The 17,497-nt window shown below is 32.2% G+C and carries 16 protein-coding genes; 12 read left to right on the top strand and 4 right to left on the bottom strand.

Translation table 11 applies throughout. The annotated features are described in order from the left end of the window. The first annotated feature begins 60 nt into the window (after positions 1–60). Entirely contained in the window at positions 61–1,410 is a 1,350-nt protein-coding gene (locus IR010_RS00310) for a M28 family metallopeptidase (protein WP_194600619.1), read from the top strand. A gap of 48 nt (positions 1,411–1,458) precedes the next feature. On the opposite strand, the gene IR010_RS00305 is transcribed toward IR010_RS00310, so the two are convergent. Together IR010_RS00305 and menD are read right to left on the bottom strand one after the other, a co-directional pair. After that, a complete protein-coding gene (locus tag IR010_RS00305) occupies positions 1,459–1,800 on the bottom strand; it encodes a DUF2853 family protein (protein ID WP_194600617.1) in 342 nt (113 codons plus the stop codon). A 90-nt stretch (positions 1,801–1,890) separates the two neighbouring features. Beyond that, entirely contained in the window at positions 1,891–3,552 is a 1,662-nt protein-coding gene (gene menD / locus IR010_RS00300) for a 2-succinyl-5-enolpyruvyl-6-hydroxy-3-cyclohexene-1-carboxylic-acid synthase (RefSeq protein ID WP_194600613.1), read from the bottom strand. A gap of 172 nt (positions 3,553–3,724) precedes the next feature. On the opposite strand from menD, the gene IR010_RS00295 reads away from it, so the two are divergent. Then, positions 3,725–4,903 (top strand): thioredoxin family protein, encoded by a 1,179-nt coding sequence (locus IR010_RS00295; protein WP_194566011.1) that lies wholly within the window; start codon positions 3,725–3,727, stop codon positions 4,901–4,903. A 16-nt stretch (positions 4,904–4,919) separates the two neighbouring features. Next, positions 4,920–5,417: a GNAT family N-acetyltransferase gene (locus tag IR010_RS00290; protein WP_194566009.1), complete on the top strand. Its 498-nt coding sequence runs from the start codon at positions 4,920–4,922 to the stop codon at positions 5,415–5,417. A 151-nt stretch (positions 5,418–5,568) separates the two neighbouring features. Here the strand turns inward: IR010_RS00290 and IR010_RS00285 are convergent, their stop codons facing one another. Then, positions 5,569–6,150 (bottom strand): glutathione peroxidase, encoded by a 582-nt coding sequence (locus IR010_RS00285; protein ID WP_029270421.1) that lies wholly within the window; start codon positions 6,148–6,150, stop codon positions 5,569–5,571. An 850-nt stretch (positions 6,151–7,000) separates the two neighbouring features. Between IR010_RS00285 and IR010_RS00280 the strand changes: the two genes are divergently transcribed. The 8 genes from IR010_RS00280 to arsB all read left to right on the top strand — a co-directional run bounded on the left by IR010_RS00280 (position 7,001) and on the right by arsB (position 12,170). Beyond that, positions 7,001–7,531, top strand: coding sequence for an RNA polymerase sigma factor (locus IR010_RS00280; protein WP_029270423.1), 531 nt, complete (start codon positions 7,001–7,003; stop codon positions 7,529–7,531). Continuing rightward, positions 7,531–8,319 carry an anti-sigma factor domain-containing protein gene (locus IR010_RS00275; RefSeq protein WP_194566007.1) on the top strand — a complete coding sequence of 263 codons (789 nt, stop codon included), beginning with the start codon at positions 7,531–7,533 and terminating at the stop codon, positions 8,317–8,319. Before IR010_RS00280 ends, IR010_RS00275 begins: the two co-directional genes overlap by 1 nt. Positions 8,320–8,412: 93 nt before the next feature. Next, positions 8,413–8,802, top strand: a complete 390-nt coding sequence (locus IR010_RS00270) for a DoxX family protein (protein ID WP_194600610.1) — start codon at positions 8,413–8,415, stop codon at positions 8,800–8,802. Positions 8,803–8,820: 18 nt separating this feature from the next. Beyond that, positions 8,821–9,555, top strand: coding sequence for a DUF3667 domain-containing protein (locus IR010_RS00265; protein WP_194600606.1), 735 nt, complete (start codon positions 8,821–8,823; stop codon positions 9,553–9,555). 89 nt (positions 9,556–9,644) lie between these two features. Beyond that, positions 9,645–9,977: an ArsR/SmtB family transcription factor gene (locus tag IR010_RS00260; protein WP_194600603.1), complete on the top strand. Its 333-nt coding sequence runs from the start codon at positions 9,645–9,647 to the stop codon at positions 9,975–9,977. Positions 9,978–9,995: 18 nt separating this feature from the next. Beyond that, on the top strand, positions 9,996–10,469 hold the full coding sequence (locus IR010_RS00255) for a DUF6428 family protein (RefSeq protein WP_194600600.1): 474 nt from the start codon (positions 9,996–9,998) through the stop codon (positions 10,467–10,469). Positions 10,470–10,480: 11 nt separating this feature from the next. After that, positions 10,481–11,107, top strand: coding sequence for a protein-tyrosine-phosphatase (locus IR010_RS00250; protein ID WP_194600597.1), 627 nt, complete (start codon positions 10,481–10,483; stop codon positions 11,105–11,107). A 1-nt stretch (position 11,108) separates the two neighbouring features. Next, the gene (gene arsB / locus IR010_RS00245) at positions 11,109–12,170 is read left to right on the top strand and encodes an ACR3 family arsenite efflux transporter (RefSeq protein WP_194600594.1); all 1,062 of its coding nucleotides are present in this window, start codon (positions 11,109–11,111) and stop codon (positions 12,168–12,170) included. 104 nt (positions 12,171–12,274) lie between these two features. On the opposite strand, the gene ccsA is transcribed toward arsB, so the two are convergent. Next, positions 12,275–15,487, bottom strand: a complete 3,213-nt coding sequence (ccsA, locus tag IR010_RS00240; RefSeq protein WP_194600590.1) for a cytochrome c biogenesis protein CcsA — start codon at positions 15,485–15,487, stop codon at positions 12,275–12,277. Positions 15,488–15,800: 313 nt separating this feature from the next. Here ccsA and IR010_RS00235 point away from each other — a divergent pair, with 313 nt between their 5' ends. Then, complete coding sequence (locus IR010_RS00235) at positions 15,801–17,489, top strand: glycoside hydrolase family 28 protein (protein WP_194600573.1); 1,689 nt, start codon at positions 15,801–15,803, stop codon at positions 17,487–17,489. The last annotated feature ends 8 nt before the right edge of the window (positions 17,490–17,497 follow it).

Raw genomic sequence — 17,497 nt, 5'->3', positions numbered from 1 at the left:
CTTTTTATGATTTACGCTTTTTTTAATTAAATTTGAGAACCTATAATTAATACCAAATCAATGAAAAAAACCATTTTTTATTCTGTTTTCGCCTTTTTGTTTTTTACTCAAGCTTCAATTTCTCAAGTAGCTGAAGATCCAGAGATAAAAAAAATGATAAGCGAAATAAAGACAGAAAATCTTGAAGCTACAATCCTTAAACTAGTTTCTTTTGGAACAAGACATACGTTAAGTGATACTAAAAGCAAAACAAAAGGTGTTGGTGCAGCACAACAATGGGTAAAATCTGAATTTGATAAAGCTGCTTTAGAATCTGGAGGCAGATTAACGTCTACAATTGATTACTTTACTGTCAAAGCAGATGGAAAGAGAGTTGCTGTTGACAGTCAGCTCGGAAATGTAATGGCTACTCTAAAAGGAACTGACCCAACGGACAACCGTGTTCTTATCATAAGCGGACATCTTGACTCAAGAGTTACTGACGTTATGAACGTAAAATCTGATGCACCAGGCGCTAATGACGACGGATCTGGCGTTGCAGCAGTGATAGAATTAGCGAAAGTCATGAGTAAAAGGTCTTTTCCTGCCACTATTATTTTTGTAGCAGTAGTTGGTGAAGAACAAGGACTTATTGGCGCTCGTCATTTAGCTGAATTGGCAAAATCATCAAACTGGAATATTATTGCCATGTTGAACAACGATATGATTGGTAATAGTTTATCAAGCGGTACAAACCTAAGAGACAATACTCAAATTCGTGTTTTTAGTGAAACTACTCCCTATTTAGAAACTGAAGAAGAAGCTAAAATGCGCAAGGCAATAAGTCGTGATAATGATAGTCCGTCAAGATTGCTGGCTCGCTATATAAAAACAGTTACAGAACAATATGTGGATCAGTTAAAAGTAAAATTGGTTTATAGAAATGATCGTTTTTTACGTGGGGGAGATCATACTCCATTTAGTCAAAATGGATTTGCAGCAGTTCGTTTTTGTGAGATGAATGAAAATTTTGATCACCAGCATCAAGACTTAAGAACTGAAAATAATATTAAATATGGTGATCTTCCTGAATTTATGGATTTTGAATATTTAAGAAAAAATGCTTGCTCTAATTTGGCTACACTGGCCAACTTGGCCTGGTCACCAAAATCACCTGCAAATGTTGGCATCGAAGTTAAAAACCTATCTAATTCCTCGACCTTAGTATGGAGTGCTCCAGACGGAAAAGCACAATATGGTTATCAAATTTTGATGCGAGAAACTTCTTCATCACATTGGGAAAAGACATTTTTTATAAAAGATACTAAGGCTGAAATCCCTTATTCTAAAGACAATTACTTTTTTGCTGTGCAGACTGTAGATGCTTTAGGCCACGCAAGTTTACCAATTTTTCCAGTTCCAATTAAATAATTAAATATCAAAGAAAAAGCGCCTAATTGGCGCTTTTATTTTTGAACTCTATTTGTAAACACTTTCTTTCTTAAAGTGCAAAGTCAATAAATAATAAACTACTGCTCTGTATTTATGCTTGTTAGATTTGCCGTATTTATCTAAAACTGCAGTAATTGCAGTATCTAAATCAGGACTATCCTTCAATCCTAATTTCTTAATTAAGAAATTCTTTTTTACAGTATCTAACTCCGATTGCTGGGATCCCGCAACTGTAGACGAATCTCCATTATAGATTGATGGCCCGCAACCTATGGTAACTTTAGTCAACAAATCCATGTTTGGAGTTACTCCACATTTTTCTTTTAAATCCTCGGCATACTTTTTAATTAATTCTTCTCTTGCGCTCATAATAAATTTAAATTGATTACATAATTATGCAGTCAAAAGTAAATTTTAATTTTGCTTTTTAATTTATTTTAACAAACTTTAACTTACAAATTAAACCAATTCTTTAAAGTATTGTTTCAAAATAACATCGTTTTCAGAAGTAGGAGTAAAAATCTCTAGAATAGTTGGAGCATCATTGTGAGTAAACAATGTGGTTATATTTTCTCCTAATGAATTTACATCAGTTGCTGTTAAATAATTCATCTTGTACATTTTAGCCAAATGCTCCGCAGTCAGCTTATGCGACGTTTCGAAATAAGTATTAAAAACAGGTTTTTCTTCATGACCAGGCAAAATTCTAAAAATTCCTCCTCCTCCATTATTAATCAAAATAATTTTGAAATTTTTTGGAATGTATGAATTCCAGAGAGCATTGCTATCGTATAAAAAACTAACATCGCCCGTAATAAAAACGTTTGGTTTTTGACTTCCGACAGCAGCACCAATAGCTGTTGACGTACTTCCATCAATTCCACTCGTTCCTCTATTGCAGAATACTTCGATTGAAGGATCTATATGTATTAACTGTGCGTATCGAATAGCCGAACTGTTGCTGATTTGCAGCTGACTATTTTTAGGCAAAGATTCTATAACTTTCTCAAAAACTTTAAAGTCAGAAAATGCAGTTTTTTCTAAATATTCCTTTCTTTTTATTTTTCGAAGTTCATAAATAGAATTGATTTTCGAAAAATAATCACTTTGTGTAAAAGAAGTTTTATTTAATAGAGAATTGAAGAAATCATTTGGCTGCATTACAAAATGTTGTGTCAATGCGCTAAACGTATCGTAAGCACGCAAAGTATCAATATGCCAATGGTGTTTTGGTTTGTATTTTCTTAAAAAAGCTTTGATTCTTTTTGATACAATCATTCCACCAAAAGTAACTAATATTTCGGGCTGAAAATCTTTAAAATCAGCATCTCCAAAAGGTGTAATTAAAGTATCGATGCTATTAATAAAGCTTGGATGATGCAAATTAGAAGTTGTTTCGGTCAGTACTACTACTGAAGGATCAGAAGCAAAATTTTCTACTGTTTTTTCATCGATAGAATTTGCTTCGTTCACACCAACTAAAATCAGTTTTCGCTTTGCTGCATTCCAGATTGCAACAAAATCTTCTTCGTTTTCAATAATTTTTGTTCCGAGAATTTCGTCAGAATGTGTAATCTTTGGTTCTACTGAAAGCGCTTCAACTGTTTCGTACAATGGCTCTTCAAAAGGTGCATTTATATGAACTGGACCTTTTAAAAGAATCGCAGTTTCTATGGCTTTATTGATTTTTAAATCATTTTCAGCAGAAGCCTCTTCCGTTAAATTTGCGTTGAAAACAGCATGATTCTGAAAAACATTTTCCTGACGAATCGTTTGTCCGTCACCAATGTCAATTTTGCTTTGAGGACGATCTGCAGAAATCACGATTAACGGAATCTGACTGTAAAAAGCTTCGGCAACAGCCGGATAATAATTCAACAACGCAGATCCTGAAGTACAAACAATTGCCGTTGGTTTTTTAGTTTGCTGCGCGATTCCCAAAGCAAAAAATGCAGCACATCGCTCATCTGCAATACTGTAACATTTAAAGTTTGAATTTTGGGCAAATCCTATAGTTAAAGGTGCGTTTCTTGAACCTGGAGAGATTATAATATTGGTGATTCCTTTTGCTGAACAAATTTCGATAATGCTTTGTGCAAGCGGTATTTTGGGGTAAATCATTCGTATGGCGTATTTCTTTTGGAAAGAAAATCTAAGATTAAAGATTTCTTTTGTTACTACAAAGTTACAAACTTCGCACTTGATTTTACTTATATATTAGGAAGATATTAAGAGTGGTTTTAGAAAAAGGGAATATATTTGTATAAGCGAAATTTTGATAAAAAAACTCAATATGCGTTTCTTATATATATTCTTTCTTTTCATTTCATTCCAAACCGTAAAATCTCAAAATCAGTTTGTTCCAGAAGACACTCCCTACAAAACTGCTTTAGAAACGGCTAAATTACAAGGAAAACCGCTTTTTGTAATGCTTTACGCTGATTGGTGTCCGCACTGCAACCAAATGAAAAAAGAGGTTTTTAGCGATCCGAATGTCATGTCCTTTTTGAAAAAAAACTTTATTTGCGCTTGGAAAAACATTGAAAAAGAAGAAGGAATTGCGCTTAAGAATAAATTTAATACTAAATCATTGCCTACGTTTTTATTTATTGATCCGAATAATGAAACGCTTTTGTATGGCTTAAAAGGCGAAATGAAAACGCCTGAATTTATGACTGAAGCCAATAATGCCTTAAATCTGAAAATGCAATTGCCCTATTTAGAAAAAGAGTTTCTTGCAGATCCGAGCAATTCGAGTAAATTCTTTTCTTATTTGAATACTTTAAAAAAAGGAAAAGACAGAACCGATTTATCACCGCCAACTCACATTTACCTGAATACACAGTCTGATGTTCAATTAGTAAGCGAAACCAATTGGAGAATTATTGCAAATGGAGTAACGGATATAAATTCGAGGGAGTTTCAATATGTTTTAAAACATCAAAACGAGTTTGCTGCTGTAGCTTCTCAAAATCGTGTAGACCGCAAAATAGAAAGTATTGTAAACGAATTGCTTCGCCCGTATGTCGATAATTTAGATACTGTAAACTATTATAAACAAAGAGAAGTTGCAAAATCGATTCGATTGCAAAAGACAGATTCCCTAGTTTTTAAGTTTGATTTGACTTTAGCAGAAAGAACTGAAAAATGGCAGTTTTATAAGAAAGTAACCCTAGAAAACGCTCAAAAGCTAGTTTGGAATGACGCCAGTTTCCTGAAAGATATAGGTCAAACGTATTTAAAACATATTAAAGATACTGAAAGTTTAAAAAAATCGATTTCTTGGGTAAAACATTCGTTAGAATTAAATGATTCTTATGATGGAAACTTGCTCCTCGCACGACTTTACGATAAAATAAAAGATAAAAAAATGGCTTTGCAATATGCAAAAGACGCTAAAACTATTTCTAACGAAATGAATTGGAATTCGAAAGAAGTTGATACTTTACTGGCCGAATTAAATACAAAATAACACTTACATAATTACCATGAACCTAAACCTTAGACCCGCAACTGTAAATGATTTGCAAAAAATTCTTGATATTGTAAATTATTCTATTTTGCATACCACTGCAAATTACAACTATGATATTCAAACGCTTGAAGTGCAAAAAAAATGGTTTGAAGATAAAACAGCTAAAAATCTTCCGATTGTGGTAGCGGATTTAGATGGCGAAGTTGTTGGATTTGGAAGTTATGGGCAATTTCGTGAAAAGATTGGTTATCAATATACTGTGGAGCATTCTGTTTATGTGGTCGATCACGTAATAGGAAAAGGAATAGGATCGAAATTATTGACTGAATTAATTCGCTTAGCAAAAGAACAAGGTTATCATTGTATGATTGGTGCTATCGATGCTGATAATGCAGGAAGCATTGCTTTTCATGAAAAATACGGATTTGTTGTTACAGGAACTATTCGAGAAGTTGGTTATAAATTCGATCATTGGCTTGATTTGGTTTTTATGCAGTTAATATTGGTTTAACCGCACGTAATGATAATGATCATTCTCTACATTTTGTCATTTCGTGGTACGAGAAATGACCTATGTATTGCAACTAATAAATTACAAAAAAATCCACAAACTTGAAAATTAATTCAAGTTTGTGGATTTTTTGTTTTAGACAGTAATCTAATTAACTTTTTATCCAGTTGATAACTTCTGGTTCTGTAACTAACGTTTTTGGCTTAATAACTTTAACCAATTCCCCTTTTTCGTTGATTAAGTATTTTTGAAAATTCCACTCTACTTCAGAATCTTGCAAACCGTTTTTAGATTTTTGAGTTAAGAATTTATAAACATCAGCCATGTCATCACCTTTGACAGAAATCTTGTCCATCATTGGAAAAGTTACCCCATAATTTTGTTGACAAAATGTCTGAATTTCCGCGTTTGTTCCCGGTTCTTGAGATGCAAAGTTGTTAGCAGGAAACCCTACAATTACGAAACCTTTGTCTTTATATTCTTTGTAAACTGCTTCAAGATCTTTGTATTGTGGTGTTAACCCACATTTTGATGCTGTGTTTACAATTAGAATTTTCTTTCCTTTTAAAGAAGCAAAATCAAAAGTATTTCCTGATAAATCTTCAACCTTAAATTGATAAATGGTTTCTTTTGCCATGACTTCTGTTTTAGGTTTATTTGTTGTTTTTTGAGCTTGAACTTGCGAAGCCATCATAAATAATGCACTGCAAACTAAGAATACTATATTTTTCATTTTTTAATTTTTTATAAAATTAGTTAAAATCTATTTTACGAAAACGTTTTGAATGTTTTATTTTTCATTAAACATACGTTAAAAAAAATGAAGCCTAAGGTTAATCAGACCTTAGGCTTCCCCCCATACAAACAAATCAAACCATGAATTAATCTTATGCGTATTATCGCTTTATATTTTTAAATTTATAGCTGGTGCCTCTCGGTTATGGTGAAAATTAATTTTAAAACCCTAATTCGTAATTCCCTATTTTTTAATTTCAATGGCGTTTATAATGGAAAATTTTCTCTGTCTTTTAATCTGGGAATTCCTGTTTTTAAATTAAATTTCGGTTTGGAAGTCCGAGGACACCAACTATTAAACTATTTTCTTTTTAAAATTTATTGCAAAAAGCTGTTTTAATTATTTCTTTTTGCAACTCGCTTCCGTTAAAATTCGTTAGTGCTAAAATGCTGGTCAAACCAACAATCAATATTTTTAATTTATTTATACTGACCATCACGCTAATTTTATTTACTGAGATTATATTTACATTTCTGTTCTTCAAAAACGTTAAATTTTAAAGAGAATTCTATCATTTCAATTCTTTAAATAACTGCATCTCGATATCCTTTAAAGTTTTTCTGCTATTTTAATAGATATTCATTTCATGTTATAATAGCATTTACGTAACTGGATTGCTTTTGGTTTTAAAAAATTGAAAAAAAAGTGATTTTTTTTTGAATCCCTTATTTTACTAGGTTTTTGGTTGTTAAAAAAAAATAAATTTTTACAAAAAAATAAAGTAACTTTATCTCAGGTAATAAAATAATGTTTAATAATTTTAGTTTAAACTTTAAAATCCAAATCTATGAGTCAAGAAGAATTGTTAGTTTTAATTTACAAAAAAGACGAAAGAGCTTTTACCCATTTGTATGATATGTATGCGAAAAGTCTATTTTCCGTAATTAATGTACTAGTTAAAAATCGCGAAGAAGCAGAAGATGTTTTGCAGGAAGTTTTTGTCAAAATATGGAAAAATATCGATTCTTATAATGAAAGCAAAGGACGATTTTACACCTGGATCCTTAATATTGCTCGAAATACGTCGATTGATAAGTTAAGATCTAAAAATTTTAATAACAGCCAAAAAAACCTTTCCTCAGATAATTTCGTAAATCTGTTAGATGACAGTAATAAACTCATCAATAGAATTGATACAATTGGAATACAAGAATTTGTAAAAAAATTAAAACCAAAATGTATTGAGATCATTGATTTATTATTTTTCAAAGGATATACCCAACAAGAAGCTTCAGAAGAATTGGCATTGCCACTGGGAACTATCAAGACACAAAACAGAAACTGTATTAACGATTTACGTAATTATTTAAAAATATAATGGAAGCACAAGAGTATATAGAATCAGGAATTCTAGAACTATATGTTTACGGTTTACTAACCGAAACTGAAAATCTAGAAATAGCAGAATTAGCGAAAAAAAATCCCGAAGTTGATCAGGAAATAATTGCGATAGAAAAAGCTATTGTGGCTTTATCATCAAGCTTCTCTCCTTTCCACTCGGTAGCTAATTTTGAAAAGATAAAAGCCCGTCTAGAACTGAAACATGGCAAAGTAGTCGATATGAAACCAGCATCAAACTGGTCTCAATATGTCGGTTGGGCTGCTGCTGTATTATTGCTTCTAGGATTTGGGTACCAAACTTTAGAATTGACAAAAACAAAGGAGGCTATTGCTACAGTTGGCAATGAGAAAACTAAAATTGAGAGAGATTATGCCTACTTAGGACAGCAAAATAAAGAAATCGAGAAAAGTTTAACTATTGTAAGAGACATTAAAAACACTGGTGTAACGCTTGGCGGTCAAGCTGTTTCGCCGACCTCTTTTGCAAAAGTATATTGGAACAAGGACACAAAAACGACTTATATAGATGCCGCTGGTTTGCCAAAGCCTCCAAAAGGAATGGTTTATCAAGTTTGGGCTTTAAAATTAAGTCCAGTACTTACGCCAACAAGTATTGGTTTATTAAGCGATTTTGAAGGAAATCCTCAAAAAATATTCGCAGTAGACCGTACAAACGAAGCAGAAGCTTTTGGTATTACACTGGAACCTGCCGGCGGAAGTTTAACTCCAACAATGACACAGTTATATACTTTAGGAAAAGTTTAAAAGCAAATTTGTCATAAATTCTAAACGCGTATTAATTAATTTTAATATGCGTTTTTTTATTATTTTTAGCACAGCCAAAAACCAAAATCAATCATGAATAGAACTTTACTCTTAAGAATTGCTGTTGCTATTATATTACTTACGCATTCTGTTTTTGGAATGTTCGACAACGGAATTAATGATTTCGGAAATCTATTTCTGAATCAAATTGGCTTTGCTCCTTTTGGAGTATTCCTGGCTTGGTCAATAAAATTATCGCATGTTGCTGCCGCAATACTTTTAATTTCAAATAAATACATTAAGCTTGCTGGATTTGTAACCATTTTTGTTTTATTGATGGGTATTGTTTTGGTTCATTTTAAAGAAGGTTGGTTTGTAGTGGGCGGTGGCAGAAATGGTGTTGAATATAATTTTTTGCTAATAGTGGTCTTATTGGCAATTATGTATCCTGATGGTTTCAAAAAAGAAAATAAAGTTTTATAAATTTTAAAGACATAATTTATGGAAATAATCTGTAAAAACTGCCATCAGGCTTATACCGGACATTATTGTAACAATTGCGGACAGCCCGCTGAAACTCATAAAATAAACGGTCATTTTTTATGGCACGATATTCAGCACGGATTGCTTCATTTTGACCAAGGAATTCCATATTCTTTAAAACAATTATTTACCAGACCCGGCCACTCTATTCGTGAATTTATTGAAGGAAAAAGAATTAAACATTTCAAACCTTTGTCATTAGTTGCTGTTCTTGGGGCTTTTTATGGTTTTTTATGCCATTACTATAAGATCAATTTATTCGCAAATTCAGACAATCCAGATTTTGATTTAACTGACTATAATGAATGGATGGCAACACACTTTTCATGGATAACCATAGCTACCATACCCATATATACAGTTGGAACCTTTATAGTATTTAGAAAACAAGGCTATAATTTTTTTGAATTTTTTGTTCTTAATACTTTTAAAGCCTCACAGCGACTTTTTGTGCAAATTTTGACATTTCCTATATTATTATATTTGAGCAGTAAAAATCATGTTGAGAAGTTTTCAACTATGACTTACATAATTGGAATTTTCTTGACGTTTTGGACGAATATTCAATTTTTTAATAAAATATCAAAAATCAAGGCATTCTTTTTAACTATACTAAGTCACCTAATATTTTTAATTTGTTTTATTATCATAGTCATCATAGTGCTTGCAATAATAGGAAAGCTTCCAAAATAGACCATATATAAATAAAAAGAAGAAAAATAATCGAATATATTTTCTTTATAATTATTTATATCGTAATATTGCAATATAAATATATTACTATGGGGGCTACAAAATCAGATTACTTTACAGATAATCAAAACGAACTGGGTAACCTAACTAAGGCATTGGGGCATCCTGCACGTATTGCTATAATCGAATATTTATTAAAAGTAAATACTTGTATTTGTGGCGATATTGTAAACGAACTTCCTCTCTCCCAGCCTACTATTTCCCAGCATTTAAAAGAACTTAAAAATGCCGGTTTAATAAAAGGAAGCATTGAAGGAAATGCAATTTGCTATTGCATTAATGAAGCTGGCTTTGATAAAATTAAAAGTTTTTTCAACCTAGTGGCAAATCATATAGAGAAAAGAAACAAAGAATGTTGTTAATCAGTAAATCAAATTATTATGAAACTTTCAGAAATAAAAAAAATACTAACTACTCTCGAAACGGTAAATTTTAAATTACCAAACGGAAATTTTGTTCCAGAACATTTTCATGTAACTGAAGTAGGTTTAATTACAAAAAACTTTATTGATTGTGGCGGGGTTGTCCGTAATGAAACTGTTGTCAACTTTCAGCTTTGGGATGCAAACGATTTTGAACACCGTTTAAAACCTCAAAAATTAAATCACATTATTGAACTTTCGGAAAAGATATTAGGGATCGAAGATTTTGAAATTGAAGTTGAATATCAAGATACTACCATTGGCAAATATGATTTAGGTTTTAATGGAAAAGATTTTGAACTGTTGAATAAACAAACTGCTTGCTTAGCAAAGGATCACTGTGGCATCCCTTCAGAAAAACCAAAAATGAAGCTGACACAGTTAAATGGAGAAAGTTCAAATTCTTGCACACCTGGCGGAGGTTGTTGTTAATTAAGTAAGAGATGCATAAAGAAATTTTATTTAAGGAAATACAAGAAACCGTTTTAGCATTTAATTTTGACGAAATAACTCTTGATCGAAAAAAAATATTAAAACCTCTTATTGATTTCATTCAATATAATACTGATATTCAACAAAGTATTCGCTTAAATTTTATTTGCACACACAATTCTAGAAGAAGTCATTTGTCGCAAGTTTGGGCACAGACAGCAGCACATTATTATGGAATAAAAAGTGTTTTTTGTTATTCTGGAGGAACTGAAACAACTGCGTTATTTCCTAAAGTTGCCGAAACATTAGAATCATCTGGGTTTCTGATAAAAAAAATTTCTGATAAAAAAAATCCAATTTATGCGATAAAATTTTCTCCAAATGAATCTCCAATTATAGGTTTTTCTAAAACGTATGATAATTATTTTAATCCACAAAAAGAGTTTGCCGCTATTATGACCTGTTCTCAGGCCGATAACGGTTGTCCTTTTATAGCTGGAGCAGAAAAACGGATTCCAATAACTTATGACGATCCAAAAGCATTTGATAACACACCACATCAATCTCAGAAATACAAAGAAAGAAGTCTTCAAATTGCGACTGAAATGTTTTATGTTTTCTCGCAAATAAAAAAATAATATGGCAAAAGATCATTGTATTTCTGCTTCACCGGAAAGAAAAAAATTAGGATTTCTGGATCGTTTTCTAACGTTTTGGATTTTCCTAGCTATGATAATTGGCATTTCTATTGGATATTATTTTCCGTCAAGCGGAAAATATATTAACTCTTTCTCTAGCGGAACTACTAGTATTCCACTTGCAATTGGACTCATATTAATGATGTATCCTCCATTGGCTAAAGTTAATTATAATAAAGTTAAAGATATTTTCAAAGATGCAAAAGTATTAAGTGCATCATTATTTCTTAATTGGATTATTGGCCCAATTTTAATGTTTTTGTTGGCTCTTTTATTTTTAAAGGGATATCCAGAATACATGACAGGCTTAATTCTAATTGGTTTGGCTCGTTGTATTGCCATGGTGGTTGTATGGAATGATCTTGCTTATGGAAACCGTGAATATGCCGCCGGATTAATCGCTTTAAACAGTATTTTTCAGGTTTTACTTTATAGCATATATGCTTATTTTTTTATCACGATTTTACCTCCTTATTTTGGTTATTCTGGTTTTAAAATAAATATAAGTATTACTCAAATTGCAGAAAGTGTTGGAATCTACTTAGGAATTCCGTTCGCACTCGGAATTATAAGCCGCTACATTTTAATAAAAGTGAAGGGAGAAGAATGGTTTCACAATAAATATAATCCGTTTATTTCACCTATCACATTAATTGCATTATTATTTACCATTTTTATTATGTTTAATCTGAAAGGTGAAATGATTGTTCAGATTCCGATGGATGTGATACGAATTGCGATTCCTTTATTTATTTATTTTTTAGTTATGTTTATTCTGAGTTTCTTTACAGGAAAGTATTTTGGTGCAGATTATTCTAAGAGTGCTGCAATTGCGTTTACTGCCACCGGAAATAATTTTGAATTGGCCATTGCTGTTGCTATTGGAGTTTTTGGCATTAATAGTGGTCAGGCATTTACCGGTGTGATTGGGCCTTTGGTTGAAGTACCTGCTTTGATTGCTTTAGTAAATGTAGCCTTTTGGTTTAGAAAAAAGTTTTTCTAAAGATTTCAGGTAAGATTAACAATTTATAGAAATAGTCAAATAAAAAAAGGTTCAACTTATCGTTGAACCTTTTTTATGAATTAATAATTACTTCTAATAATTATCTATTTTTTTACTTTTTTATTCTTGTAATATTTATGGTATTTAGGATATGTAATAGCTCCAATAACAGAAATTGTTGCCAATGAATACCAAATCCAATTTAGAGAATGTGCTTCTCCGCTTGCGTATGAATGCAGTCCTACCAAATGGAAATTTACTCCATAATATGTGAATAAAATAGAGATAAACGCGAACATACTCATTAAATTAAAGAACCATTTTCCGCGTAAAGCCGGCACAAAACGTGCGTGAATTACAAATGCATAAACCATAATAGAGATTAAGGCCCAAGTTTCTTTTGGATCCCAGCCCCAGTAACGTCCCCAGCTTTCATTCGCCCATTGTCCTCCTAAAAAGTTACCAATAGTTAACATAATTAGACCAATTGTCAAAGCCATTTCATTGATATAGGTAATCTCTTTTATGTTTAATTCCATTTTAGCTCTGTTCTTTTCAGTTGTAAAGAAAATCAACAGCAGTGCAACGAAACCTAAGATCATTCCTAGTGCAAATGGGCCATAACTTGCTACAATTACAGCAACGTGAATCATTAACCAATAAGAGTTTAAGACAGGCTGTAAATTGGCGATTTCTGGATCAATCCAGTTCATGTAGGCAGCCATTAAAATCATTGCTGTAACAAAAGCAGATGATGCTACAGTCAGTTTTGATTTTCTGTCAAAAGCCAATCCAAAGAACATGGTCGCCCATGCCACATATATAATTGATTCATAAGCATTACTCCAAGGTGCGTGTCCTGAAATATACCAGCGGGCAACTAATCCTAAAGTATGAAGAGCAAATAAAAACCCAACAATAATATGGAATCCATTTACTGTAAAACGAAGCCATTTTTTCTCAAAAAAGATATTTATAATCGTAAAAATCAACATCAAGATTGACGCTGTAATATACCAATATGGCAATTTTTTGAAAACGTCATATTTATTATAAGCGATTTCTGCATCAATTTTTTGTTCGCTAGGACGTACTTTGCTTCCAAATTTCTTTTGAAAACCATTAATGCTTTCAACCAATTGATCAGCTGTATTGAAATTTTTAGAAATGGAAGCATTATTTAAAGCACTGAAATATAATGGCAGAATTTGCTTTACATACGTAGAATCCATTCCTTTTAATGCGCCGTGCTCTCTTTCTAAATACGAAACCCATTTATTGTTTGGATCATTCGGAATAGGGAAAATTTTCAAAATACTGCCGCTCAAAGCTGATTCCATTAGATTAACTTTTTTATCCGTTTCGATAAAATCTTTTTCAAACTGATTCGGATTTGCTGCTTTATAAGCTGCATCTAAATAAGGAGAAAGTTTATAATTACCGTTAGCATCAAAAAATTGTACAAACGGAGCATGTTTTGCATCTTTTTCTACACCAATAATTTTACGAATACTGTCATTCCCTGATCTTAAATAAATAAGCGGAATCTGAATCCAAACCTGAGCGTATTGTGTCATTGACAAAAATACCTGATCAGAATTCATTCCGTTATACGTATCACTCTGACTTACTTTTCTCAACAATTCAGATGAAAAAGTATTAATAGGCTTCATTCTTCCTCCAGCATCCTGGATAATCAAACGTCCAAATTTTGCTGCATGCGCTTCTGGAGCTTTATAAATCGTTAATAACGAATCTAACTGTCTCTGACTTGGTGCAGCAGTAACGTGATTTGCATGATCATTTGGGTCTGTCGTGTGATTGTGATCGTGGCCAGGAGTGTGAACGTGAGGTGCTTGAGCAAAACCACTCAAACTGATCATTAATACTAAAATTGTAATCAGTTTTTCTTTTTTCTTTTTTACATTTTCTAATTTTCTTTTCAAATCAGTAAAACGAGAATCTTTAGTAAACATAATTGCCATTAAGCCGAAAAATAACATAAAATACCCTAAATAAGTTATCGAAGTTCCCCAAAAATCGTGGTTTACAGATAAAACTGTTCCTTTTTCATCCGGATCAAAAGATGATTGAAAAAAGCGATATCCTTTATGATCTAAAACGTGATTCATATAAATATCTTCATTAAAAGTTTCTGCAGAATCCTGAACGGTAACTTTACTTTCAAAAGCCGAATAGCTTTTTTCTGTTCCTGGATATTTAGTTGCAATAAAATCGTTCAATTTAATTTTGAAAGGCAAAACGTAAGCCTTGCTTCCGTAGAATAAACTGTATTCTATTTTTCCAATTTTAACGGTTTGCGGTTCACCAATACTGCCTTTAGAACCTAAAAGTCTTACTTCTTTTTCCTGTCCTTCTGCTTTTACTTTTACAATCAAGGCATCGGTATGCGATTTCGCTTTAAAATCATTATTAGACTCATAATCAACAATTCCTTTTACAGCAGGATCTGGAAAAACAATTCTAATATCACCTATACTATATAACGAACGCATCATTAAAGGCTGGACGTTATCTTTGGTCACGCTTCCTTTAAATTTGTCTGCCATTCGCATAAATTCTCCTTCAAAAGGTGTCTGAATTGTATATTTTTCTCCTTTTGTATTTATATTAATTGCTCCATCAGTCTGTTTATTCAAAGCAAACAAAACATTGTGAATGTTTTGAACTTCTCCCTCCTTTAAGAAATGTTCTTCACGTCCGCCTGCTCCGGCTTCAACTAATTTAAGGTACAAAGTTCCTCTTGGGTCTGGTTTTATAGTTTCTTTAGCACCCATAATATAGTTTACATAACTCACCTCAAAAGGCGTTTCATCAAACTTGCCAGACATACTGAAATTATTATTAGTAACCGGTGACAATAAAAGGTTTTTCTCAAAAACTCTTCGTTTCATTTCACCTTTATATTCTCCATCTGCAAAAACAGTCAGGAATGTTTTGTCTGAATAAATTTGGTTTTCTGCAGCGCCTTCACGAATGGGCATCATGCCTTCATAGCTGATATAACGTGTAATAAAAGCTCCTAAAATGATAAAAACAAAAGCAATATGAAGTAATAAAGTTGCCCATTTTTCTTTTTTATGCAATTGGTACCGTTTAATATTTCCGAAGAAATTAAGCATGAAAACAGCCATTATTGCTTCAAACCACCAAGTATTGTAAATTAAAATTCTGGCTGTATCTGTGTTGTACTTACTTTCGATAAAAGTTCCAACACCCATTGCGATTGCAAATGTTAAAAAAAGAACGGCCATTAATCGTGTAGAAAACAAAAAAGAGAATATTTTTTTATTCATTTTTGAGGAATTACATTGTATAAAAGTGCCACAAAAGTACTCAAAAATGTTGAGTTCTAATATTTGTGATTTGTTAATTAAAACTAAAAATGACTTGATTTTAGATGCTAATATAGCGCATCTAGACGTTAATTCTTACAAAGAAATACTTTGCACTAATTTCTTTGAATATTGATATTTTTTTATAGATTTGTGTAATCGATTACATTATTAATTCTTATTTTAAGGTTAGCGATTTTTAAATTATCTTTAAAAAATGGTTTCCCTATTAAGAATTACGGCTATCTCTAACCAAACCTCTAATTATAATTGCATGAAAACTAAACCAATTAATTCATTCTTCTTTGCATTGACAATTGTTATGACTGGCTTATGTACAGACTCCTTTGCTCAAAATTCAAAATCTGACGAAACGTATAAGAATATTGAATTTAAAATGGCAAAAGTCAAGGAGCCTATTATTCCAAAAAATACGGTAAACATTACAGATTTTGGTGCAGTAAACGGTGGTTATGTTTTAAACACAAAGGCTTTCTCCGATGCCATAGAGGCTGTTTCTAAAAAAGGTGGCGGTAAAGTTATTATTCCGCCTGGAGTTTGGCTTACAGGCCCAATTATCCTAAAAAGTAATATCGAATTGCATGCTGAAACTGGCTCATTAATAAAATTTTCTCCAGATAAAAGCTTATATCCCATTATTGAAACCAGTTTTGAAGGACTAAATACATGGCGCTGCATCTCTCCTATTTATGGTAAAAATCTAGAAAATGTTGCCTTTACTGGAAACGGTGTTTGGGATGGTTCAGGAGAAGTTTGGAGACAAGTTAAAAAGAGTAAATTGACAGAAAGCCAATGGAAAAAAATTATTGCTTCAGGCGGTGTTTTAAATGATAAAAAAGAAAGCTGGTATCCATCTGAGACTTTCATGAAAGCTTCTGTTGGAGCTGATCAAAATGTACGTCTGGATTTAAAAACCAAAGAAGAATTTGAGGCGATTCATGATTTCCTGCGTCCGGTAATGGTAAGCATTCAAAACAGTAAAAGAGTGCTTTTTGACGGACCTGTTTTTCAGAATTCTCCAGCCTGGAACATTCATCCATTAATGGTCGAAGATTTAATCGTTCGTAATGTTACGGTTCGAAATCCTTGGTATTCTCAAAACGGAGACGGTCTTGACGTTGAATCTTGCAAAAATGTGGTAATTGAAAATTCAAGTTTTGATGTTGGTGACGATGCAATTTGTATAAAATCAGGTAAAGATAAAGACGGACGCGATCGCGGTGTTCCGTGCGAAAATATTATTGTCAAAAACAATATCGTTTATCACGGACACGGTGGTGTAACAGTTGGAAGCGAGATGTCTGGAGGCGTAAAAAATCTTCATGTATCAAATTGTACTTTTATGGGGACCGATGTTGGATTGCGTTTTAAAAGCACGCGCGGGCGTGGCGGAGTTGTTGAAAATATCTTTATTTCAGATATTTTTATGACTGATATTCCATCACAGGCAATTTCTTTTGATTTGTACTATGGAGGAAAATCTATTGCTGAAACGCTTGCTGAAGGCGGCAGTAAAGTAGCCAATAAATTAATGCCTGTTAACGAAGAAACTCCTCAATTTAAAAATATTTTAATAAAAAATATTACAATTGCCGGCGCTTATCAAGCTGTATTTTTGCAAGGTCTGCCTGAAATGAATCTCGAGAATATCGAAATATCAAATCTGACTGCAAAAGCAGAAAACGGTTTTTCTATTATCGACGCAAACGGAATAAAAATCAGCAATGCTAAATTAGATATTGCAAAACCAACAGTATTTGAAATTTATAATGGTAAAAATATGACTTTCAAAAATATTGAATTCAGTTCTAATTCAGCAAAAGCAATTACAATTGATGGTGAGGCAAGTTCGAATATTGAATTTGTTTCCGATAAAAAATCAGATTTTTCTAAAAAAACAGTTATTGGAGAATCGGTTCCTAAAGGCATAGTAAAATTCTAAATAAATCA

Source organism: Flavobacterium sp. MR2016-29, assembly GCF_015350695.1.
Taxonomy (GTDB): Bacteria; Bacteroidota; Bacteroidia; order Flavobacteriales; family Flavobacteriaceae; genus Flavobacterium.
Note: the sequence above shows the minus strand (reverse complement) of the source record. Positions and strands in the feature narration are given on the sequence as shown.